Genomic DNA, 21,400 nt, shown 5'->3' on the forward strand with positions numbered 1-21,400 from the left:
ATCAACAGGGAGTGCAACTATGATCACACTGGAACAGTTCCGGCAGCGTCGTCAGGCGCTGATTACGCAGATGGCCCCCGGCAGCGCGGCGCTGATTTTTGCAGCACCTGAAGTCACGCGCAGCAACGACACCGAATATAGCTACCGCCAAAACAGCGACTTCTGGTATTTCACCGGGTTTAACGAGCCGCAGGCGCTGCTGGTGCTGATCAAAAGCGATGAACATCACAATCACAGCGTGCTGTTTAACCGCATACGCGATCTGACTGCCGAGGTGTGGTCTGGCCGTCGCCTCGGGCAGGAGGCTGCGCCGGCGAAGCTGGGTGTTGATCGCGCACTGCCGTGGGATGATATTGGCGAACAGCTGCACTTGCTGCTGAACGGGCTTGACGTGGTGTATCACGCGCAGGGCGAATATGGTTACGCTGACCAGCTGCTGTTTAGCGCACTGGAAAAATTACGTCGCGGTTTCCGGCAGAATCTTAGCGCACCAGCCAGCGTGACCGACTGGCGTCCCTGGGTGCATGAGATGCGGCTGTTTAAAAGCGCAGAAGAGATTGAGATACTGCGTCAGGCGGGAAAAATCAGCGCGCTGGCGCATACCCGCGCCATGCAGCAGTGCCGCCCCGACATGTATGAGTATCAGCTTGAAGGGGAGATCCACCATGAATTCTCCCGCCACGGCGCGCGCTTTCCTTCCTACAACACCATTGTCGGAAGTGGCGAAAACGGCTGCATTTTGCACTACACCGAAAATGAAAGCGCAATGCGCGACGGCGATCTGGTGCTAATCGACGCCGGCTGTGAGTTTCACGGTTATGCGGGTGATATTACCCGTACCTTTCCGGTAAACGGCAGGTTTACACCGCCGCAGCGGGAAATCTACGACATTGTGCTGGCTTCGCTGCATAAAGCGCTGTCGATGTTCCGGCCCGGCGTCAGCATTCATGAAGTGAATGATGAAGTTGTGCACATCATGATCACCGGCCTCGTTGATCTCGGTATTCTTGACGGCAATATCGACGAACTATTTGAAGCGCAGGCGCATCGCCCTTTCTTCATGCACGGCCTCGGCCACTGGCTGGGCCTGGATGTGCATGACGTCGGCGATTACGGTACGCCGAGCCGCGACCGCGTGCTGGAGCCGGGCATGGTGCTTACGGTAGAGCCGGGCCTCTATATTGCACCTGATGCCAGCGTGCCGCCGCAGTACCGCGGCATAGGCGTGCGCATTGAGGATGATATTGTGATTACGGCGACAGGCCATGAGAATCTTACTGATAGCGTGGTGAAAGATCCGGATGCGATTGAAGCCCTGATGGCAGCGGCGCGCGGCGTATGACCATTCTGATTGCAGGCGGGGGCATGACCGGCGCCACGCTGGCGCTGGCGATATCGCATCTGACGCAGGGCAGGTTACCGGTCACGCTCATTGAGCGCAGCGAGCCGGCCAGCCGTGCGCACCCCGGTTTTGATGGCCGGGCGATTGCGCTGGCTGCTGGCACCTGCCAGCAGCTGGCAGCAATCGACCTCTGGCGTTCGCTGGCGGACTGCGCCACGCCGATCACCCGCATTCATGTCTCCGATCGCGGTCACAGCGGCTTTGTGCAGCTCAGCGCAGAGGCGTATCAGCTGGCTGCGCTGGGGCAGGTGGTGGAGCTATTCGATGTCGGACAGCGCCTGTTTGAGCGTCTCCGGCAGGCGCCCGGCGTAACATTGCGCTGCCCCGATTACGTCACGCAGGTCACGCGTGATAAAGCGCATGCGCAGGTGACGCTTAACAGCGGCGAAACGCTGGAGGGTACGCTGCTGGTGGCTGCAGATGGGTCGCGCTCATCGCTGGCGGCATCATGCGGTATTCAGTGGCAGCGCGAGGATTATCAGCAGCTGGCGGTGATTGCCAACGTGTCCACTCAGCTGCCGCATCAGGGGCAGGCGTTTGAGCGTTTTACGCCGCACGGGCCGCTGGCGCTGCTGCCGATGTCCGGCAATCGTATGTCGCTGGTGTGGTGCCATCCGGCAGCCGCAGAATCCCGGGTGCGGTCGTGGGATGAAGAGACATTCCGGCGCGAACTGCAGCGCGCATTTGGCTGGCGGCTGGGTCGCTTTACCCATGCCGGTCAGCGTGAAATTTACCCGCTGGCGCTGCAAACCGCCGATCGTCAGGTGACGCACCGGCTGGCGCTGGTCGGCAATGCTGCCCAGACGCTGCATCCGATCGCCGGACAGGGCTTTAACCTTGGCCTGCGCGATGTCATGTCGCTGGCGGAAACGCTGGCCGGCGCCTGGCGCCAGCAGCAGGATCCTGGCAGTTATGCGGTGCTGCAGCATTTTGCCGCCCGGCGTCAGGCTGACCGCGCGGCGACAATCGGCGTGACTGACGGCCTGGTGCGCCTGTTCGCTAACCGTTATGCACCGCTGGTTGCAGGACGAAATCTCGGGCTGGTGGCTATGGATCACCTCCCCTGGCTGCAACATCCGCTGGCCGCGCGTACGCTCGGCTGGGTAAAGCGTTAATAAAGAGGCAGCAATGCAAACATTTGATGTGGTGATTGCCGGTGGCGGCATGGTCGGTCTGGCAGTGGCCTGCGGTTTGCAGGGAAGTGGTCTGCGCGTTGCAGTACTGGAGAAAGCGGCGGAACCGCAGTTCGATCCGGCAGCCGCCGCTTCGATTCGGGTATCCGCAATTAATGCAGCCAGTGAACGTCTGCTACAGAAACTCGACGTCTGGTCATCTATTCTCGCCCTGCGCGCCAGCGCGTATCACGGTATGGAAGTGTGGGATCAGGACAGCTTTGGATCTGTCAGCTTTGATGATGAGCAGCAGGGGCTGTCGCATCTTGGTTATATTGTTGAAAATGAAGTGATTCACAGTGCGCTGTGGCAGCGTGCCAGCCAGTGTAAAGATGTTACGCTGTTTGCACCGGCCCGCCTGCAGCAGGTCGCGTTTGGTGATAATGAAGCCTTTATCACGCTGGAAGATGGCACCATGATGAGCGCCCGGCTGATGATAGCCGCCGACGGCGCCGGCTCCTGGCTGCGCGAAAAAGCGGATATCCCGCTGACGTTCTGGGATTATGAGCATCATGCGCTGGTCGCGAACGTGCGTACTGATATGCCGCATGATGCTATCGCGCGTCAGGTATTTCACGGCGAAGGTATTCTCGCCTTTCTGCCGATGCAGGATCCGCACCTGTGCTCAATCGTCTGGTCGCTGGCTCCACAGGAAGCAGCGCGCATGCAGTCGATGCCGGCAGCGCTGTTTAATCAGCAACTCTCTGTAGCCTTTGATATGCGGCTGGGATTATGCAGCGTTGAGAGCGAACGTAAAACGTTCCCGCTAACGGCACGCTATGCGCGCAATTTTGCAGCTCATCGTCTGGCGCTGGTCGGCGATGCGGCGCACACCATTCATCCGCTGGCCGGGCAGGGCGTGAATTTAGGCTTTATGGATGCGGCTGAGCTGATTGGTGAGATCCGCCGCCTGCATCAGGCGGGTCGCGATATCGGTGAGCATCTCTCACTGCGTCGCTACGAACGCAGCCGCAAGCACAGCGCAGCGCTGATGCTGGCCGGCATGCAGGGATTCCGCGAGCTGTTCGCCGGCACGCATCCGGCGAAAAAGCTGCTGCGTGACGTCGGGCTAAAGCTGGCCGATACGCTGCCAGGCGTGAAGCCGCGTCTGCTGAAGCAGGCGATGGGGCTGAACGACCTGCCAGAGTGGATCCGCTAGCTAACCAGGACGTTGTCGTTTCGTATCCGCATCAACCCGGGCGCCATAAATGGCGCCCCTACGGTGGCTCAATACCGGACGTCATCGTTTCGCATCGCCCTGGCGTAGGGGGCGCATTAATGCGCCCCGGCAACCCCATCCCCCGGACGTTACATTTCGCACCCGCCCTATGGTAGGGGGCGCATTTATGCGCCCCGGCAAAAACCTCCTCCTGACTCCCTGTTCGCACTAAAACAGAGCGCTCTGCGCCATAATGATGCCTCGTTTGATTTATTCTAATTTTACCGCCAGATTCGCATTAGTTATTTTCATGCAGGATTAATCGCACAGCCGTGCCATTTAGCTCCTCACCCGCGGTGGCGTGTTTTATTTACTGAGATATCGCCCCGGAGTTGCATAATCTGCGCGTTTAATCACACAAAGGCAGCGGATTATGCTGCATGCTATGGGATGCACTGCAAAGATGAGGCCCGGCTTCGACCTCGTTTTGCTTATGGTTAAATCTGTTTTTCAGTGGTAACGTCAGCTGAAAGAGAACGTTTGCGTCGGCGTTTATTACCGCGCAGGCGAGCCCCGCTTATTGGTTTCACAGGATGGTTATGACTCAGCAAACGCCTCTGTTTAAGCAGCACCAGCAGGACGGTGCACGCATGGTGGACTTCCACGGCTGGATGATGCCGCTGCACTACGGCTCGCAAATCGATGAGCACCACGCAGTGCGCAGCGACGCCGGCATGTTTGATGTATCGCACATGACTATCGTTGATCTGCACGGCGCACGGACCCGCGAGTTTCTGCGTTATCTGCTGGCAAATGATGTCGCAAAACTGACTCAACCCGGCAAAGCGCTCTACAGCGGCATGCTTAACGCATCGGGCGGCGTGATAGACGATCTGATCGTCTACTTCATGCAGGAGGATTTTTTCCGCCTGGTGGTCAACTCCGCCACGCGAGAGAAAGATCTCGCGTGGATAACGCAGCACGCCGCACCGTTTGGCGTGACGCTGACCGAGCGTCATGACCTGGCGCTGATTGCCGTGCAGGGTCCGAATGCGCAGCAGAAAGCACAGACGCTGTTTGATGAGAGCCAGCGTGCCGCCGTTGCCGGCATGAAGCCTTTTTATGGCGTGCAGTCAGGCGACCTGTTCATTGCCACCACCGGCTACACCGGCGAGGCAGGCTATGAAATTGCGCTGCCCGCTGACCAGGCGGAAATGTTCTGGCAGCAGCTACTGGCCGCGGGCGTAAAACCCGCCGGCTTAGGCGCGCGCGACACGCTGCGTCTGGAAGCCGGTATGAATCTCTATGGCCAGGAGATGGATGAAGGCGTTTCGCCGCTGGCCGCGAATATGGGCTGGACCATCAGCCGGGAACCGGCCGATCGTGATTTTATCGGACGTGAAGCGCTGGAAGCGCAGCGCGAGCAGGGCACTGAAAAACTGGTGGGGCTGGTCATGACGGAAAAAGGCGTACTGCGCGGTGGTCAGACGGTGCGCTTTACCGATGAGCAGGGCGTACCGCAGCAGGGTATGATTACCAGTGGTTCCTTCTCGCCGACGCTGGGCTGCAGCATCGCCCTGGCGCGCGTACCTGCCGGTATTGGCGGGCAGGCCATTGTGGAGATCCGCAATCGCGAAATGCCGGTAAAAGTGACTAAACCCGTTTTTGTACGCGCCGGTAAGCCGGTCGCTCAGTAAATTTTTCAGGAGAAATGGCGATGAGCAATGTGCCAAATACGTTGAAATACCGTGACAGCCACGAGTGGGTGCGTAAAGAAGAAGATGGCTCTTACACCGTGGGGATCACCGAGCATGCGCAGGAGCTGCTCGGTGATATGGTGTTTGTCGATCTGCCAGACGTTGGCGCTACGTTTAGCGCGGGCGACGACTGCGCCGTCGCGGAGTCGGTTAAAGCTGCTTCCGACATCTATGCACCGCTGAGCGGTGAAATTGTAGCGGTGAATGAGGCGCTGACCGACTCACCCGAGCTGGTGAACAGCGCGCCTTATGGCGATGGCTGGTTGTTCCGCCTGCAAGCCAGCGATGAAGCTGAACTCGACAGCATGCTTGATGCTGACGCCTATAAAGCCAGTATCGATGAGTAACCGGTAGCCTCTGAAGGTGTCGCAGTGCGGCACCTCTTCTTTATCTGCCTGTTGTAAGTCCTTTGTGTAACCCAGCCCGATGCAGGATCGACTGTAATGACCCAGACTCTCAGCCAGCTTGAACATAACGGTGCATTTATCGAGCGCCATATTGGTCCCACCGACGCCCAGCAGGCCAGCATGCTGGAAGCGATTGGTGCCGGTTCGCTAAACGAACTCATCAGCACCATCGTACCGGCGGATATTCAGCTGCCCGGGCCGCCGGCCACGGGTGACGCCGCGACCGAGCAGCAGGCGCTGGCAGAGCTGAAAGCGATGGCCAGTCAGAATCAGCGCTACAAATCCTGGATCGGCATGGGCTACAGTGCAGTAATCACTCCGCCGGTGATCCTGCGTAATATGCTGGAAAACCCTGGCTGGTATACCGCCTATACGCCGTATCAGCCTGAGGTGTCACAGGGGCGTCTGGAGGCGCTACTGAATTTCCAGACGCTGACGCTGGATCTGACCGGTATGGATATCGCCTCTGCGTCGCTGCTGGATGAAGCCACCGCGGCGGCTGAAGCGATGGCGATGGCGAAACGCGTCAGCAAGCTGAAGAGCGCCACCCGCTTCTTTATCGCCGATGATATTCATCCGCAGACGCTGGATGTCGTACGCACCCGCGCCGAAACATTTGGCTTTGATCTGATTATCGATCGGGCAGAGAAAGCACGCGATCATGAGGATCTGTTTGGTGTTCTTCTGCAGCAGGTGGGCACCAGTGGGGAAGTACATGACTATCACGATCTGATAGCAGAGCTGAAGAGCCGCAAAGTTGTCGTGAGCGTGGCCGCTGATTTCATGGCGCTGCTGCTGCTGGAGGCGCCCGGCAAACAGGGTGCTGACATTGTGTTTGGTTCCGCTCAGCGCTTTGGCGTGCCAATGGGCTATGGCGGACCGCACGCGGCCTTTTTTGCCAGCCGCGATGAGCACAAACGCTCAATGCCGGGCCGGATTATCGGCGTCTCACGCGATGCGGCGGGCAACACCGCGCTGCGCATGGCGATGCAGACGCGCGAGCAGCATATCCGTCGTGAAAAGGCGAACTCCAATATCTGTACCTCACAGGTTCTGCTGGCCAATATCGCCGGCCTCTATGCGGTCTGGCACGGTCCGCAGGGTTTGCAACGTATCGCCTCGCGCATTCATCGCCTGACCAGCATTCTGGCAACCGGCCTGCAGAAAGGCGGATTGACGCTGCGCCACGGCAGCTGGTTTGACACGCTGACCGTTGAGGTTGCTGACAAGGCCGGCGTGCTGAATCGCGCGCTGAGTTTTGGCGTAAACCTGCGCAGCGATATGCCTGACGCCGTAGGTATCACGCTGGATGAAACCACCAGCCGTGAAGATGTACAGGCGCTGTTTGCCATTTTTCTGGGCGACACGCACGGGCTGGATATCGATAAGCTTGATGCCGCCGTATCGGCGGAGAGTGCGGCTATTCCGGCAGGCCAGCAGCGCCGCAGTGAATATCTGACGCATCCGGTATTTAACCGCTACCACAGCGAAACAGAAATGATGCGCTACATGCACAGCCTGGAGAAAAAAGATCTGGCGCTGAATCAGGCAATGATCCCGCTCGGCTCCTGCACCATGAAGCTGAATGCCGCCGCAGAGATGATCCCGATCACCTGGCCGGAGTTTTCTGAACTGCATCCATTCTGCCCCGCTGAACAGGCTACCGGCTATCTGCAGATGATTGGGCAGCTGTCGCAGTGGCTGGTACAGCTCACCGGCTATGACGCGCTCTGCATGCAGCCTAACTCCGGGGCGCAGGGAGAGTATGCCGGCCTGCTGGCGATCCGCCGCTATCACGAAAGCCGCAATGAAGGCCGGCGCAACATCTGCCTGATCCCCGGGTCGGCACACGGCACCAACCCAGCCTCGGCGCAGATGGCGGGCATGTCGGTGGTTGTGGTTGCCTGCGATAAACAGGGCAATATCGATCTCGGCGATCTGCGTGAGAAAGCGGCTCAGGCTGGCGATGCGCTCTCCTGCATCATGGTGACCTATCCTTCTACCCACGGCGTTTATGAAGAAACCATCCGCGAGGTGTGCCAGATTGTGCATCAGTATGGTGGTCAGGTGTATCTGGACGGCGCCAACATGAACGCCCAGGTGGGCATTACTACGCCTGGCTACATCGGTGCCGACGTCTCGCATCTTAATCTGCACAAAACCTTCTGCATTCCGCACGGCGGTGGCGGACCGGGTATGGGACCGATTGGCGTAAAAGCACATCTGGCTCCGTTTGTGCCGGGGCACAGCGTGGTGCAGATCGATGGCGTACTGACGCAGCAGGGTGCCGTGTCGGCCGCCCCGTTTGGCAGCGCTTCAATTCTGCCTATCAGCTGGATGTATATCCGCATGATGGGCGCAGAAGGACTGAAACAGGCAAGCTCAGTGGCAATCCTTAATGCCAACTACATTGCGCGTCGTCTGCAATCGGCCTATCCGATCCTCTACACCGGACGCGACGGCCGCGTAGCGCACGAATGTATTCTCGATATTCGTCCGCTGAAAGAGCAGACCGGTATCAGCGAACTGGATATTGCCAAGCGCCTGATCGATTACGGCTTTCACGCCCCGACCATGTCTTTCCCGGTCGCAGGCACGCTGATGGTAGAGCCGACTGAATCAGAGGGCAAAGCAGAGCTGGATCGCTTTATCGATGCGATGCTGGCGATCCGCATGGAGATCGATCGCGTCGCCGCCGGTGAGTGGCCTGCTGATGACAATCCGCTGGTCAACGCACCGCATACGCAGATGGAAATCGTGGGTGAGTGGCAGCATCCCTATACGCGTGAGCTGGCGGTATTTCCGGCAGGCAGCGCGAACAAGTACTGGCCAACGGTAAAACGGCTTGATGATGTCTTTGGCGATCGCAACGTTTTCTGCGCCTGTGTGCCGATGAGCGAATATCAGTAAGTGCTGTAAACTGACCCTGGAAGGACCGGATGCCGGTCCTTTTCTTTTGGAGGCATATATGGATCTGGCACTGGTCACCGGCGGCAGCCGGGGCATCGGACGCGCCACCTCGCTGCTGCTGGCGCAGGCGGGCTACCGCGTGGTAATCAACTATCGTCAGCGGGCCGCCGATGCGGAACAGCTGGTTGCGGAGATTGTCAGCCAGGGCGGCAGCGCCTGCGCGCTGCAGGCGGATATCGCCGACGAGGCGCAGGTCGTGAGGCTGTTTGCGCAGCTGGATGAGCAGCCGGGTGCCCTGCGGATAGTGGTGAACAACGCCGGAATTCTGTTTACGCAGTGCCGGGTGGAGGCGCTAAGCGCTGAGCGTATTCAGCGGGTGCTGGCGACGAACGTCACCGGGACTTTTATCTGCTGCCGGGAAGCGGTGAAACGCATGAGCAGGGCGCACGGCGGGGAGGGCGGTGTGATTGTGAATGTTTCATCAGGCGCCGTACACAGCGGCGCGCCGGACGAATATGTGGATTATGCAGCATCAAAAGCGGCGGTGGACACGCTGACCCGCGGGCTGGCGCGCGAAGTGGCCGCCCAGGGGATCCGGGTAACCGGTGTGCGTCCCGGCTCCACGTATACCGACATGCATGCGGATGGCGGCGAGCCGGAGCGGGTTGATCGGGTGGCGCAGCGTATTCCGCTGGGACGCGGCGCGCAGCCGGAAGAGATCGCCCGCGCGATCCTCTGGCTGAGCAGCGATGCCGCCGCGTATGTCACCGGCAGCATGCTGGACGTGACGGGCGGACTCTGACATCCGCCCGCATCGCCGGTCAGAGCGTGGCGCCGTTGCTGGCGATCACCTGCTGATACCAGCTGAAGCTCTTTTTCTTTGAACGCGCAAAGGTGCCGCTGCCGTCGTCGTTTTTGTCGACGTGGATAAAGCCATAGCGCTTGCTGTACTGACCGGTGGTGAACGAGACGCAGTCGATGCAGCCCCACGGCGTGTAGCCCAGCAGCTCGACACCATCCAGCGCCACCGCTTTTTTCATCTCTTCGATATGCGCCCGCAGGTAGTCAATGCGGTAGTCGTCGGCGATAAAGCCCTCCGCATCAGGTTTATCGATCGCGCCGAAGCCATTTTCCACAATAAACAGCGGCTTCTGATAGCGCTCATAGAGTGAATTCAGCACATAGCGCAGGCCCACCGGATCGATCTGCCAGCCCCAGTCTGACGCTTTAACGTGCGGATTGGGTACCACGCCGTCAAAGCCGGTGATCGGATCATCCACGCCGCTGGCGCGGGTATCGACCGCGTTGCTCATGTAATAGCTGAAACCGATGTAGTCGCAGCAGCCCTGCTGCAGGGTTTCGGCATCATCTGCTGCCATCTCGATGTGGTAGCCTTTGCGCGCCCACTCTTTCAGCGTGTAAGCGGGGTAAGCGCCGCGCATCTGCACGTCGCTGAAAACGTAACGCTGATGCATCGCCTCCTGCGCCCGCATAACATCATCCGGATGACAGGAGAAGGGATAGACCGGCACCATGGCGATCATGCAGCCGATCTGAAAACCGGGATTGATCTCATGACCGCGTTTCACCACCTTTGCACTGGCGACAAACTGGTGATGCATAACCTGATACATCGTCTGCTCTGGCTTCTCATGCTCAGTAAACACCACGCCGGAACAGCAGTAGCCAAACAGCGGATATTGCCAGTTGCGCTGGTTGTTGATCTCGTTAAAAGTCATCCAGTACTTCACTTTGTGCTGATAGCGCGTCATCACCACATCGCTGAAGCGCACAAAGAAATCGACCATCCGGCGGTCAGCCCAGCCGCCATACTCTTTTACCAGATGATAAGGCATCTCAAAGTGAGAGAGAGTGATCACCGGTTCGATACCATATTTCAGCAGCTCATCGAACAGGTCATCATAAAACTGCAGGCCCGCCTCGTTGGGCTGCGCTTCATCGCCGTTGGGGAAGATGCGCGTCCAGGCAATCGAGGTGCGGAAGCACTTAAAGCCCATCTCAGCAAACAGCGCCACGTCCTGTTTGTAGTGTGAGTAAAACTCTACCGCCTGGTGATTAGGATAGTGTTTGCCCGGCTGTACGCCGTCGGTGATCACGCGGTCAACGCCGTGTGCACCACCGGTCAGCACGTCAGCGATACTGACGCCTTTGCCGCCCTGATCCCAGCCGCCTTCAACCTGATGCGCGGCTACTGCGCCGCCCCAGAGAAACCCTTGTGGTAACTGCAAATCATCACGCATTGTTCAGCCTCATCATACGTCGGGTGAAAACAGAATTTCCCGCAGTGTAACAAGCAGCCGGTGAATGTCACGCTATAACACCGCGTGCAGAATGTAACCTGTCACAGCTAAAAAACAGGGTGTTTTCAGGGGGATAGCATATGCGCCAGCGTGCGTCCCAGCGTTTCGATAATGTACATTACCGGCACTTGCGTGGTGATGTCGTGCTGCCCGGCCAGCGTGATCTGCGGCACGTGATAGGAGAGGGTAAAATCCGCCATTTTTGCCAGCGAGCTGGTGTCGTGATTGGTGATGGCGATGATTTTGCAGCGGTTAAGGCTGAACTGACTGGCGAAGCGCAGGATCTCTTCGGTCTCGCCGGAAACGGAGAGAATAATCGCCAGCGCGCCTTCACTGACTCCGGGCATAACCGGATAGTAAGGGTCGTCAATATGGTGGCTGAATTTGCCGACGTTGGAAAAGAAGCGTGCGCCATATTTACCGAGGCTGCCCGACGTGCCGGCACCAATAAAGAAAATATGCCCGGCCTGCAGGATCATCTGCGCGGCCTGCGCAATCTGCTGCTCAAACTCGGCATTGTGAATACTTTTGAAAAAACTCAGCATTTCGCCAGCGCCCGATGAGGGGATTGCAGGCGGGGTCTGCTCCTGAGCCAGGCGAAAGCGGATACGAAACTCTGACCAGCCGTCACAGTGCAGCTTGCGGCAAAAGCGCAGTACGGTGGTGGTAGAGACGCCCGCCTGCGCCGCCAGATCGCGAATGGTCATATAGCTGACGCTTTGCGGATGTTTGATGATGAAATGGTAAACCTGCATCTCAAGATCGTTCAGGCTGGAGAGATCGCGGTGTGCAAACATGCGGAACATCGCTCAGGCAGCAAAAGGAGCCTGCAGTGTACCAGATTGCACCGCAGGCCGGGTGACACACCCCGACACAGAAATAATTGAGCGTACATGTGTACACTGAAAATATTTCTGGTTAGGCTGAAGGGGTTAAAAAACACGCTCCTTTATCTTCAGGGATCCCGCACCATGGTAAAACCCGTACTCATTAAGCCCGGTTATTCGCTGGCCGAAGAGATAGCCAACAGCGTCAGCCATGGCGTTGGCTGCCTGTTTGGTATTATCGGTCTGGTGCTGCTGCTGACGCAGGCAGTGGAAACGCAGGCGAGCATCACTGCTATCACCAGCTACAGCCTCTATGGCGGCAGCATGATTCTGCTCTATCTCGCCTCTACGCTCTATCACGCCATTCCGCATCAGCGCGCCCGGCCATGGCTGAAGAAATTTGATCACTGCGCTATCTATCTGCTGATCGCCGGCACCTATACGCCGTTTTTGCTGGTCGGGCTGAAATCGCCGCTGGCACACGGACTGATGGTGGTGATCTGGAGTCTGGCGCTGGCGGGCATCATTTTTAAGCTGACAATTGCGCACCGTTTTAAGGTGCTGTCGCTGGTGACCTATCTCAGCATGGGGTGGCTGTCGCTGGTGGTGATCTATCAGCTGGCGATGCGGCTTTCCGCCGGAGGCGTCTGGCTGCTGGCGGCGGGAGGCGTGGTCTACTCCCTGGGCGTGATTTTTTACGTGTCGCGCCGGATACCCTTTAACCATGCGATCTGGCACGGCTTTGTACTCGGCGGCAGCGTGCTGCACTTCTGCGCCATCTACTTTTATGTGAAATAAACGGGCTTTATGCGCATTGCAGCGGGACGCCGGACGGCCTCCCGCTCTGTGCCTCTTACGCGTCCAGCGCGTAAGGCAGTGGCTGAATGGTGAGTTCACCACCTTCATCGCCTTCAGCACGCAGGATCGCATCTGGTTCCGGATCGTTATTCATCACCATCTGCACCCAGACGCTGCCATCCTCAAGCTGTACCGCACACAGTACCGTGCCGGTACGCCGCCAGCGATCGCCCATCTGCAGCTCCATTGAACTCCCCGCTTCCGGTACTTTACCGGCGCTACCCGCCAGCCAGAACAGGGCACGCTTGTTGGCACCGCGGAATTTTGCCCGCGCGACCATCTCCTGACCGGTATAGCAACCTTTCTTAAAGCTGATCGCATCCAGCGCCTGCAGGTTGGTGGCCTGCGGGATCAGCTGGGCGCTGGTAGCGCTATCGATAACCGGAATACCCGCTTCGATATCCAGCGCCAGCCACTGCCTGCTGTCGTTGAACTGCGCCTCACCCTCCAGTGCCGCTTTAATCGCTTCCGCTTTGGCGGGGGTAGTAATCACGACAAAACGTTCCGCAGGCTGATCCAGCCACAGCAGCGTGCTCTCATCCTGCTGCACTACCGCATGCGCGGCATCCGGCAGCGTGGCAAACAGATTCGTCAGTGCCGCACGCGCCTGAAAGCCGGCAACGCCCAGTACGACAGCTTCATCGTCAGCTTCGATGGTCACTTTGGCAAACACCGCATATTTTTTCAGTTCAGCAATCTGCTGGTCACGCAGGCTGCGGCGCACCAGATAAGCGTATCCCTCGCCGCGATGAAACAGACGCAGGTTGCTCCACATTTTGCCTTTGGCGTCGCAGTGGGCAGCCTGACGATGCTGCTCACTGGTCAGCGTTGCGACATCCAGCGTCAGCTGTCCCTGCAGATAGCTGGTGCTGTCTTTGCCCTGTACCGCCACCAGCGCCCACTCATCAAGCGACATCAGCGTCAGGGGCAGGCGTGCCGCAGCGACAGGCTGGCGGGGAGGGAGGGTAAAAATCGGCATGTGTCCATCCTGATTAATCAAGTTTGTCCGGAGTTGTTTGTTCAATGTTAAAAGAGCAGCGGGGCAATGCAAACTGTTTACGGAACCGGGCGCACAAATCGCGTGATGATGCGGCAACACAGCCTGCCGCTTTGCGTAATCCTGCGCAGGAAACAGCACTCAGCCTGCAGCAGGTAAAAAAAGCAGGTACACTGACCCTACTGTTTACAGCCGTGGAACACGACACATGGATATTCATGATAAATCACGCGTTAAGTGGGCCTGCCGTCGGGGCATGCTTGAGCTTGATGTCTCCATTATGCCTTTTTTTCACTATGAGTATGATTCGCTGAGTGATGAAGATAAGCGGGTGTTTGTTGCTTTACTGAAGAGTGACGATCCGGATCTGTTTAACTGGATGATGGACCACGGCGAGCCCGCGGATCCCGAGTTTAAGCGCATGGTAAAACTGATCCAGCAGCGCAACCGTGAACGTGGTCCGGTGGCAATGTAGCCTGCGTCCTTCACGCAGCGCCCGGCTGGCAAATCTGGCGGCGGGTTTCAGCTGCGTGACTCTGCTGCTGTTCGTCTGGCCTGCGGAGTGGCATGCGCTGCAGGCGCTGCTTTCCGTCGCGGTGCTGGCGGAAAGCTGGCGCACTGAGCGACGCTTACGGCAACGCTGCGGCGAGCTGACGCGGGATGTTCAGGGAAGCTGGGGCTGGCAGGGAACCCGCTGGTATACCGCCCGGACGGCGCAATGGCAGCCGTGGGGCGTGCTGCTGACCCTGCAGAATGCGCAGGGCCAGCGCTGGCGTTTCTGGCTGATGCAGGACGCCATGACGATGCGCAGCTGGCGGCAGCTGCGCGCGCAGGACGCGCTCAGTGGCACGGCAGACCAGCGTTAAAGCCGGTCAGCTGTTTCCGTGAGAATCTGCTCGCACCACTGCTCAATACGCTCGTCGCTCTGCTCAAACTGGTTAACATCATCCAGCGCCAGACCTACAAACTGTGTGCCGTCAGCGGTCAGCGGCTTGCGGCTGGTAAAGGTATACCCCTCCAGCGGCCAGTAGCCGACAAACTGTACGCCCATCGGCAGCAGCAGTTCGTGCAGCATGCCCAGCGCATCAAGAAACCACTCGCTGTACTCAATCTGGTCGCCCATACCGTACAGCGCCACAATTTTCCCCTGCAGGTTAAGTCCCGGCAGCTGCGGCCATACCGCTTCCCAGTCCTCCTGCAGCTCGCCAAAATCCCAGGTTGGAATACCGAGGATCAGCAGGTCATACTGCTCCATCAGCGAGGGGTCATCATCTTTGAGGTTGTGCAGCGTCACCAGCTCTTCACCAATAAAGTCGCGGATTTTTTCCGCTGCCATCTCGGTGTAACAGGTACTTGAACCGTAAAAAAGTCCGATATTCATGCGGTTAATGCTCTGTATGAAACTCACTCTGGCGCAATTGTACCAGAACCCCTCTGCTTTAAGGCATAATGAGCACGATTTCACACTGGCGAGAGGATAACGTGCAGGATAGCGATCTGATTGAACAGTTTCTTGATGCGCTCTGGCTGGAGCGTAATCTGGCGCAAAATACGCTGGCCTCTTATCGTCAGGATCTGCAAACCCTCACCGCATGGCTGCAGCATCACAATCTGACGCTGCTGACGCTGCAGGCGCTGGATCTGCAGCAGTTTCTTGCCGAGCGTATTGAAGGTGGCTATAAGGCCACCAGTTCAGCCCGCACGCTGAGCGCCATGCGCCGGCTGTTTCAGTATCTCTACCGTGAAAAGCTGCGCAGTGACGATCCCAGCGCGCTGCTCTCCGCCCCTAAGCTGCCACAGCGGCTGCCGAAAGATCTCAGCGAGAGTCAGGTAGACCGGCTGCTGCAGGCGCCGGCCACAGATATTCCGCTGGAGCTGCGCGATAAAGCGATGCTGGAGGTGCTGTATGCCACAGGTTTGCGCGTCTCAGAGCTGGTCGGGCTGACCATCAGCGATGTCAGCCTGCGGCAGGGAGTAGTGCGCGTTATCGGTAAAGGTAATAAAGAGCGGCTGGTGCCATTAGGTGAAGAAGCGATCCACTGGTTAGAGCACTATATGGAATATGGCCGGCCGTGGCTGCTAAACGGACAGACGCTGGACGTTCTGTTTCCCAGCCAGCGCGCGCAGCAGATGACGCGTCAGACCTTCTGGCACCGCATCAAGCACTACGCGACGCTGGCGGGTATCGACAGCGATAAACTGTCACCGCACGTGCTGCGGCATGCATTTGCCACACATTTACTGAACCACGGCGCTGATTTGCGCGTCGTACAGATGCTACTGGGCCACAGTGACCTGTCGACCACCCAGATTTATACGCATGTTGCCACCGAGCGGCTGCGTCAGTTACATCAACAGCACCATCCGCGCGCCTGAGCAGCGGCAACAAGGACTTATGATGAAAAAACAGTTTACCGTTCTGGCGCTGCTGGTCAGCGCCTTTTCCGCTCTGGCACAGGCTGATGACAGCGCTATTCAGCAGACGCTGAAAAAAGTGGGTCTGCAGCAGGCTGAGATCCAGCCCTCGCCGCTGCCGGGCATGAAAACCGTGCTGACGGAAAGCGGCGTGATTTACATTACTGAAGATGGCAAACATATGATTCAGGGCCCGCTGTATGACGTCAGCGGCGCACAGCCGGTTAATGTCACCAACCAGCTGCTGGACAAAAAAGTCGCCGCGCTGGCGCCGGAAATGATTGTCTATAAAGCGCCGAAAGAGCAGCACGTCATTACGGTGTTTACCGATATCACCTGCGGCTACTGCCGTAAGCTGCATGAGCAGATGGCGGACTACAACGCGCTGGGTATCACGGTGCGCTATCTCGCCTTCCCGCGCGAAGGGCTGAACGGTCAGGTTGAGAAAGCGATGAAGGCGATCTGGTGCAGTGCCGATCGCAACAAAGCGTTCGATCAGGCGATGAAAGGCGATACGCCGCAGATGGATGCGCCAGCGACCTGCAGCCTCAATCTCGATAAGCACTACAAACTCGGCATTCTGTTCGGCATTCAGGGTACGCCCGCCATTCTTACCGACAGCGGTATGATGATCCCGGGCTATCAGGGTCCACAGGAGCTGAAACAGGTGCTTGATGGTCAGAAGCGGGGCGGTTAATTCACAGTGATGCACACTACAGAACTGCGTCGGCGCACGCTGCCGGCTGATGCCAGCCTGTCTGACGACCTGCCGCCTCTGCTGCGCCGTCTCTATCTGCATCGCGGCGTTAAAACCGCAGCAGAGCTGGAGCGCGGGGCAAAATATCTGCTGCCGTGGCAGAGCCTCGGCGGTATAGAGGCTGCGGTTGCGCTGCTGCACCGGATGCTTACGGGCGGCCAGCGCATTATGGTCGTCGGCGATTTTGACGCCGACGGCGCGACCAGCACCGCACTGACCGTGCTGGCGCTGCGCAGCATGGGCGGCAACGTGGACTACCTGGTGCCTAACCGCTTTGACGATGGCTATGGCCTGAGTCCGGAAGTGGTGGAGCAGGCGCGTGCGCGCGGCGCGGAGATGATCCTCACCGTGGATAACGGCATCTCCTCGCACGCGGGCGTCGAAACGGCGTCAGCGCACGGCATCCCGGTCCTGATCACCGATCACCATCTGCCGGGCGAAACGCTGCCGGCCGCCGACGCTATTGTTAATCCTAACCTCAGCGACAGCGCTTTTCCGTCGCGCGCGCTGGCAGGCGTCGGCGTGGCGTTCTACCTGATGCTGGCGCTGCGCGCGCATCTGCGCGAGCAGGGCTGGTTTACCCCCCAGCGCAGCGAACCCAATCTGGCCGCGTGGCTCGATCTGGTCGCGCTCGGCACCGTAGCGGACGTGGTGCCGCTGGATGCGAACAATCGCATTCTGGTGTGGCAGGGGCTGAGCCGCATTCGCGCCGGTAAATGCCGCGCCGGTATTCGGGCGCTGCTGGAGATCGCAAACCGCGATGCGCGTCAGTTGGCAGCCAGCGATCTCGGCTTTGCCGTTGGCCCGCGTCTTAACGCGGCGGGGCGGCTTGACGATATGTCGGTTGGCGTGGCGCTCTTGCTGACCGAGGATATTGCGCAGGCGCGCATGCTGGCCAGCGAGCTGGATGCGCTGAACCAGACGCGCAAAGAAATTGAACAGGGCATGAAAAGCGAAGCGCTGGCGCTGTGCGATGCGCTGGAGCGTCAGCATAGCGACCTGCCGCTGGGCCTGGCATTTTATCACCCCGAATGGCACCAGGGGGTGGTCGGGATCCTCGCATCGCGCCTGAAAGAGCGTTTTCACCGGCCGGTCATTGCGTTTGCGCCCGCGGGCGATGGCACGCTAAAAGGATCGGGTCGCTCAATCGCCGGACTGCACCTGCGTGACGCGCTGGAGCGGCTGGATACGCTCTATCCGGGGCTGATTATCAAGTTCGGCGGCCATGCGATGGCGGCAGGACTCTCGCTGGAAACGGATAAGTATGATGCGTTTCGCGAGCGCTTTGCTGCGCTGATTGATGAGTGGCTGGATGGAGAAGCGCTGCAGGGCGTGGTCTGGTCAGACGGTGAGCTGCACGCGCAGGAGTTCAGCCTGCATACCGCTGAAATGCTGCGCGAGGCGGGGCCGTGGGGACAGGCGTTCCCGGAACCGGTGTTTGACGGCAAATTTAAACTGCTGCAGCAGCGGCTGGTGGGCGAGCGTCACCTGAAAGTGATGGTGGAACCGCTCGGCGGCGGACCGCTGCTGGACGGTATCGCGTTTAATGTTGATACCCGCCTCTGGCCGGATACCAGCGTGCGGCAGGTTGAGCTGGCCTATAAGCTGGATATCAACGAGTATCGCGGTAACCGTTCCGTGCAGCTGATAATCGATCATATCTGGCCGCTCTGACCGCGCGCGCCGCTACAAACCGCGCGCGCTTTCGGGTAAACTCATGCGTTACTTTATCTTTTCTCACCGTATCGCCAAAAAAGACTGAAAAGCCATGTTTGAAATTAATCCGGTCAAAAATCGTATCCAGGACCTTAGCGAGCGCAGCGGCGTTCTTAGGGGGTATCTTTGACTACGATGCCAAGAAAGAACGTCTTGAAGAAGTAAACGCCGAGCTGGAGCAGCCGGACGTCTGGAATGAACCTGAACGCGCGCAGGCGCTCGGCAAAGAGCGCGCGTCGCTCGAAGCCGTCGTTGAAACCCTCGATCAGATGCACCAGGGCCTGGAAGATGTGCAGGGCCTGCTGGAGCTGGCGGTTGAAGCGGACGATGAAGAAACCTTCAACGAAGCCGTGGTTGAGCTCGACGCGCTGGAAGTAAAGCTGGGTGAGCTGGAATTCCGCCGCATGTTCTCAGGCGAGTATGACAGCGCCGACTGCTACATGGATATTCAGGCAGGCTCCGGCGGTACGGAAGCGCAGGACTGGGCCAGCATGCTGCTGCGCATGTATCTGCGCTGGGCAGAAGCCAAAGGGTTTAAAACCGAGATCATTGAAGAGTCGGAAGGCGAAGTTGCGGGCACCAAATCCGCCACCATCAAGGTGATTGGTGACTACGCCTACGGCTGGCTGCGTACGGAAACCGGCGTCCATCGCCTGGTGCGCAAGAGTCCTTTTGACTCCGGCGGCCGTCGTCACACCTCGTTCAGTTCGGTGTTTATCTATCCGGAAGTGGATGACAATATCGATATCGATATCAACCCGGCCGATCTGCGCATTGACGTCTACCGCGCATCGGGTGCGGGCGGTCAGCACGTTAACAAAACGGAGTCTGCGGTGCGTATTACCCACCTGCCGACCAACATTGTGGTGCAGTGTCAGAACGACCGTTCACAGCACAAGAACAAAGACCAGGCCTTCAAACAGCTGCGCGCCAAGCTCTATGAATATGAGATGCAGAAGAAAAATGCTGACAAGCAGGCCGCAGAAGAGAACAAATCGGATATCGGCTGGGGCAGCCAGATTCGTTCTTACGTGCTGGATGACTCCCGCATCAAAGATCTGCGCACCAGCGTAGAGACCCGCAATACTCAGGCGGTGCTGGATGGCGATCTGGATCGTTTTATTGAAGCAAGTTTAAAAGCAGGGCTATAAGGAACCGACATGTCTGAACAACAACCGCAGAACGCTGACGCCGCACTTGAGTTAAATAATGAACTGAAAGCGCGTCGCGAAAAACTCAGCGCGCTGCGTGAAAAGGGCGTGGCGTTTCCCAACGATTTCCGTCGTGACACCACCTCCGATCGGCTGCACGCCAGCTATGACGACAAGAGCAACGAAGAGCTGGAAGCGCTGGGCGTGGAAGTGAGCGTTGCCGGTCGTATGATGACGCGCCGCATCATGGGTAAAGCGTCGTTTGCCACGCTGCAGGATGTTGGCGGTCAGATCCAGATCTACGTTTCACGTGACGATCTGCCGGAAGGCGTCTATAACGAGCAGTTCAAGAAGTGGGATCTGGGCGATATTCTGGGTGCACGCGGTAAGCTGTTCAAAACCAAAACCGGCGAGCTTTCAATCCATATCTCAGAACTGCGCCTGCTGACCAAAGCGCTGCGTCCGCTGCCGGACAAGTTTCACGGCCTGGCTGACCAGGAGACGCGCTATCGTCAGCGCTATCTTGATCTCATCTCCAACGATGAATCGCGCCACACTTTCCAGGTACGCTCGAAAATCATGGCGGGTATTCGCCAGTTCATGGTAAACCGCGACTTTATGGAAGTGGAAACGCCAATGATGCAGGTGATCCCGGGCGGCGCTTCTGCGCGTCCTTTCATCACCCATCACAATGCGCTGGATATCGATATGTATCTGCGTATTGCGCCGGAGCTTTATCTGAAGCGTCTGGTTGTAGGCGGCTTCGATCGCGTGTTTGAGATCAACCGTAACTTCCGTAACGAAGGCATCTCGCCGCGCCATAATCCTGAGTTCACCATGATGGAACTCTATATGGCGTATGCAGATTACAAAGATCTGATTGAGCTGACCGAAAGCCTGTTCCGCACGCTGGCGCAGGACGTACTGGGCACCACTGAAGTGGCCTATGGCGAACATACCTTTGACTTCGGTAAGCCTTTTGAGAAGCTCACGATGCGTGAAGCGATCAAAAAATATCGTCCGGAAACGGACCTGGCTGACCTGGAAGACTTTGATAAAGCGGTAGCGATCGCCAGTGCGCTGCATATCAAAGTGGAAAAAAGCTGGGGTCTGGGCCGCGTGGTAACGGAGATCTTTGAAGAGACGGCGGAAGCCCATCTGATTCAGCCAACCTTCATCACCGAATACCCGGCAGAGGTTTCACCGCTGGCGCGCCGTAATGATGAGAACCCGGAAATCACCGATCGCTTTGAGTTCTTTATTGGTGGTCGCGAGATCGGTAACGGCTTCTCAGAGCTGAACGACGCTGAAGATCAGGCAGAGCGTTTCCTGCAGCAGGTGAATGCAAAAGATGCCGGCGATGATGAAGCGATGTTCTACGATGAAGATTACGTCACCGCGCTGGAGCACGGACTGCCGCCAACGGCTGGCCTCGGTATCGGTATCGACCGTATGGTGATGCTGTTTACCAACAGCCACACCATTCGCGATGTGATCCTGTTCCCGGCGCTGCGCCCGACGGCGAAGTAACGGCAGGCGCTGCCCGTCTCT

General features: G+C 58.3%; 19 protein-coding genes. 15 read left to right on the forward strand and 4 right to left on the reverse strand.

Features of this window, described 5'->3' with window-relative positions; genetic code table 11:
* Window positions 1-19: 19 nt before the first annotated feature.
* From pepP to F3J39_RS10205, 7 genes are all read left to right on the forward strand, one after another.
* Window positions 20-1,342 carry a Xaa-Pro aminopeptidase gene (gene pepP, locus F3J39_RS10175; RefSeq protein WP_108570044.1) on the forward strand — a complete coding sequence of 441 codons (1,323 nt, stop codon included), beginning with the start codon at window positions 20-22 and terminating at the stop codon, window positions 1,340-1,342.
* Window positions 1,339-2,517 carry a 2-octaprenyl-6-methoxyphenyl hydroxylase gene (gene ubiH / locus F3J39_RS10180; RefSeq protein WP_166714142.1) on the forward strand — a complete coding sequence of 393 codons (1,179 nt, stop codon included), beginning with the start codon at window positions 1,339-1,341 and terminating at the stop codon, window positions 2,515-2,517. The genes pepP and ubiH overlap by 4 nt, the downstream gene beginning before the upstream one ends.
* A 13-nt stretch (window positions 2,518-2,530) precedes the next feature.
* On the forward strand, window positions 2,531-3,733 hold the full coding sequence (gene ubiI / locus F3J39_RS10185; protein ID WP_039380028.1) for an FAD-dependent 2-octaprenylphenol hydroxylase: 1,203 nt from the start codon (window positions 2,531-2,533) through the stop codon (window positions 3,731-3,733).
* A 599-nt stretch (window positions 3,734-4,332) separates the two neighbouring features.
* Window positions 4,333-5,430, forward strand: a complete 1,098-nt coding sequence (gcvT, locus tag F3J39_RS10190) for a glycine cleavage system aminomethyltransferase GcvT (protein WP_039380026.1) — start codon at window positions 4,333-4,335, stop codon at window positions 5,428-5,430.
* 20 nt (window positions 5,431-5,450) lie between these two features.
* Window positions 5,451-5,837: a glycine cleavage system protein GcvH gene (gcvH, locus tag F3J39_RS10195; protein WP_039380024.1), complete on the forward strand. Its 387-nt coding sequence runs from the start codon at window positions 5,451-5,453 to the stop codon at window positions 5,835-5,837.
* A 96-nt stretch (window positions 5,838-5,933) separates the two neighbouring features.
* The gene (gene gcvP / locus F3J39_RS10200) at window positions 5,934-8,807 is read left to right on the forward strand and encodes an aminomethyl-transferring glycine dehydrogenase (RefSeq protein WP_166714143.1); all 2,874 of its coding nucleotides are present in this window, start codon (window positions 5,934-5,936) and stop codon (window positions 8,805-8,807) included.
* A gap of 58 nt (window positions 8,808-8,865) precedes the next feature.
* Window positions 8,866-9,609 carry an SDR family oxidoreductase gene (locus tag F3J39_RS10205; protein ID WP_166714144.1) on the forward strand — a complete coding sequence of 248 codons (744 nt, stop codon included), beginning with the start codon at window positions 8,866-8,868 and terminating at the stop codon, window positions 9,607-9,609.
* 19 nt (window positions 9,610-9,628) lie between these two features.
* Here F3J39_RS10205 and F3J39_RS10210 read toward each other — a convergent pair whose 3' ends face one another.
* Together F3J39_RS10210 and F3J39_RS10215 are read right to left on the reverse strand one after the other, a co-directional pair.
* Entirely contained in the window at window positions 9,629-11,068 is a 1,440-nt protein-coding gene (locus F3J39_RS10210) for a 6-phospho-beta-glucosidase (protein WP_166714145.1), read from the reverse strand.
* 125 nt (window positions 11,069-11,193) lie between these two features.
* Window positions 11,194-11,925 carry a MurR/RpiR family transcriptional regulator gene (locus F3J39_RS10215; RefSeq protein WP_039385630.1) on the reverse strand — a complete coding sequence of 244 codons (732 nt, stop codon included), beginning with the start codon at window positions 11,923-11,925 and terminating at the stop codon, window positions 11,194-11,196.
* A gap of 174 nt (window positions 11,926-12,099) precedes the next feature.
* Here F3J39_RS10215 and F3J39_RS10220 point away from each other — a divergent pair, with 174 nt between their 5' ends.
* Window positions 12,100-12,753: a hemolysin III family protein gene (locus F3J39_RS10220; RefSeq protein ID WP_166714146.1), complete on the forward strand. Its 654-nt coding sequence runs from the start codon at window positions 12,100-12,102 to the stop codon at window positions 12,751-12,753.
* A 55-nt stretch (window positions 12,754-12,808) separates the two neighbouring features.
* On the opposite strand, the gene ygfZ is transcribed toward F3J39_RS10220, so the two are convergent.
* A complete protein-coding gene (gene ygfZ / locus F3J39_RS10225; RefSeq protein WP_039380012.1) occupies window positions 12,809-13,792 on the reverse strand; it encodes a tRNA-modifying protein YgfZ in 984 nt (327 codons plus the stop codon).
* Between the two features lie 226 nt (window positions 13,793-14,018).
* Between ygfZ and sdhE the strand changes: the two genes are divergently transcribed.
* Complete coding sequence (gene sdhE / locus F3J39_RS10230) at window positions 14,019-14,285, forward strand: FAD assembly factor SdhE (protein WP_039380010.1); 267 nt, start codon at window positions 14,019-14,021, stop codon at window positions 14,283-14,285.
* Window positions 14,260-14,676 carry a protein YgfX gene (locus F3J39_RS10235; RefSeq protein ID WP_166714147.1) on the forward strand — a complete coding sequence of 139 codons (417 nt, stop codon included), beginning with the start codon at window positions 14,260-14,262 and terminating at the stop codon, window positions 14,674-14,676. Before sdhE ends, F3J39_RS10235 begins: the two co-directional genes overlap by 26 nt.
* Here the strand turns inward: F3J39_RS10235 and fldB are convergent.
* Entirely contained in the window at window positions 14,673-15,191 is a 519-nt protein-coding gene (fldB, locus tag F3J39_RS10240; RefSeq protein ID WP_071668567.1) for a flavodoxin FldB, read from the reverse strand. The genes F3J39_RS10235 and fldB overlap by 4 nt on opposite strands.
* A gap of 68 nt (window positions 15,192-15,259) precedes the next feature.
* Here fldB and xerD point away from each other — a divergent pair, with 68 nt between their 5' ends.
* The 5 genes from xerD to lysS all read left to right on the forward strand — a co-directional run bounded on the left by xerD (window position 15,260) and on the right by lysS (window position 21,379).
* Complete coding sequence (xerD, locus tag F3J39_RS10245) at window positions 15,260-16,186, forward strand: site-specific tyrosine recombinase XerD (RefSeq protein WP_104085473.1); 927 nt, start codon at window positions 15,260-15,262, stop codon at window positions 16,184-16,186.
* A gap of 22 nt (window positions 16,187-16,208) precedes the next feature.
* The gene (gene dsbC / locus F3J39_RS10250; protein ID WP_071668566.1) at window positions 16,209-16,922 is read left to right on the forward strand and encodes a bifunctional protein-disulfide isomerase/oxidoreductase DsbC; all 714 of its coding nucleotides are present in this window, start codon (window positions 16,209-16,211) and stop codon (window positions 16,920-16,922) included.
* A 9-nt stretch (window positions 16,923-16,931) separates the two neighbouring features.
* Window positions 16,932-18,656 carry a single-stranded-DNA-specific exonuclease RecJ gene (recJ, locus tag F3J39_RS10255; protein WP_104085474.1) on the forward strand — a complete coding sequence of 575 codons (1,725 nt, stop codon included), beginning with the start codon at window positions 16,932-16,934 and terminating at the stop codon, window positions 18,654-18,656.
* Window positions 18,657-18,750: 94 nt separating this feature from the next.
* A protein-coding gene (gene prfB / locus F3J39_RS10260; RefSeq protein ID WP_104085475.1) for a peptide chain release factor 2 occupies window positions 18,751-19,849 on the forward strand; the annotation gives its coding sequence in 2 pieces (ribosomal slippage) (window positions 18,751-18,825 and window positions 18,827-19,849; 1,098 coding nt in all).
* 9 nt (window positions 19,850-19,858) lie between these two features.
* On the forward strand, window positions 19,859-21,379 hold the full coding sequence (lysS, locus tag F3J39_RS10265; protein WP_039380000.1) for a lysine--tRNA ligase: 1,521 nt from the start codon (window positions 19,859-19,861) through the stop codon (window positions 21,377-21,379).
* Window positions 21,380-21,400 lie beyond the last annotated feature (21 nt).

This window comes from Pantoea sp. Acro-807, from assembly GCF_011752675.1.
Classification (GTDB): domain Bacteria; phylum Pseudomonadota; class Gammaproteobacteria; order Enterobacterales; family Enterobacteriaceae; genus Pantoea; species Pantoea eucrina.

What these genes read in the sequence shown, in the direction of transcription:
- gcvT (WP_039380026.1), top strand. Translation starts at nt 4,333, where the DNA reads ATGACTCAGCAAACGCCTCTGTTTAAGCAGCACCAGCAGGACGGTGCA.
- F3J39_RS10220 (WP_166714146.1), top strand. Translation starts at nt 12,100, where the DNA reads ATGGTAAAACCCGTACTCATTAAGCCCGGTTATTCGCTGGCCGAAGAG.
- sdhE (WP_039380010.1), top strand. Translation starts at nt 14,019, where the DNA reads ATGGATATTCATGATAAATCACGCGTTAAGTGGGCCTGCCGTCGGGGC.
- F3J39_RS10210 (WP_166714145.1), bottom strand. Translation starts at nt 11,068, where the DNA reads ATGCGTGATGATTTGCAGTTACCACAAGGGTTTCTCTGGGGCGGCGCA.
- ubiH (WP_166714142.1), top strand. Translation starts at nt 1,339, where the DNA reads ATGACCATTCTGATTGCAGGCGGGGGCATGACCGGCGCCACGCTGGCG.
- F3J39_RS10205 (WP_166714144.1), top strand. Translation starts at nt 8,866, where the DNA reads ATGGATCTGGCACTGGTCACCGGCGGCAGCCGGGGCATCGGACGCGCC.
- fldB (WP_071668567.1), bottom strand. Translation starts at nt 15,191, where the DNA reads ATGAATATCGGACTTTTTTACGGTTCAAGTACCTGTTACACCGAGATG.
- gcvP (WP_166714143.1), top strand. Translation starts at nt 5,934, where the DNA reads ATGACCCAGACTCTCAGCCAGCTTGAACATAACGGTGCATTTATCGAG.
- xerD (WP_104085473.1), top strand. Translation starts at nt 15,260, where the DNA reads ATGAGCACGATTTCACACTGGCGAGAGGATAACGTGCAGGATAGCGAT.
- ygfZ (WP_039380012.1), bottom strand. Translation starts at nt 13,792, where the DNA reads ATGCCGATTTTTACCCTCCCTCCCCGCCAGCCTGTCGCTGCGGCACGC.
- gcvH (WP_039380024.1), top strand. Translation starts at nt 5,451, where the DNA reads ATGAGCAATGTGCCAAATACGTTGAAATACCGTGACAGCCACGAGTGG.
- dsbC (WP_071668566.1), top strand. Translation starts at nt 16,209, where the DNA reads ATGAAAAAACAGTTTACCGTTCTGGCGCTGCTGGTCAGCGCCTTTTCC.
- recJ (WP_104085474.1), top strand. Translation starts at nt 16,932, where the DNA reads ATGCACACTACAGAACTGCGTCGGCGCACGCTGCCGGCTGATGCCAGC.
- lysS (WP_039380000.1), top strand. Translation starts at nt 19,859, where the DNA reads ATGTCTGAACAACAACCGCAGAACGCTGACGCCGCACTTGAGTTAAAT.
- F3J39_RS10215 (WP_039385630.1), bottom strand. Translation starts at nt 11,925, where the DNA reads ATGTTTGCACACCGCGATCTCTCCAGCCTGAACGATCTTGAGATGCAG.
- pepP (WP_108570044.1), top strand. Translation starts at nt 20, where the DNA reads ATGATCACACTGGAACAGTTCCGGCAGCGTCGTCAGGCGCTGATTACG.
- ubiI (WP_039380028.1), top strand. Translation starts at nt 2,531, where the DNA reads ATGCAAACATTTGATGTGGTGATTGCCGGTGGCGGCATGGTCGGTCTG.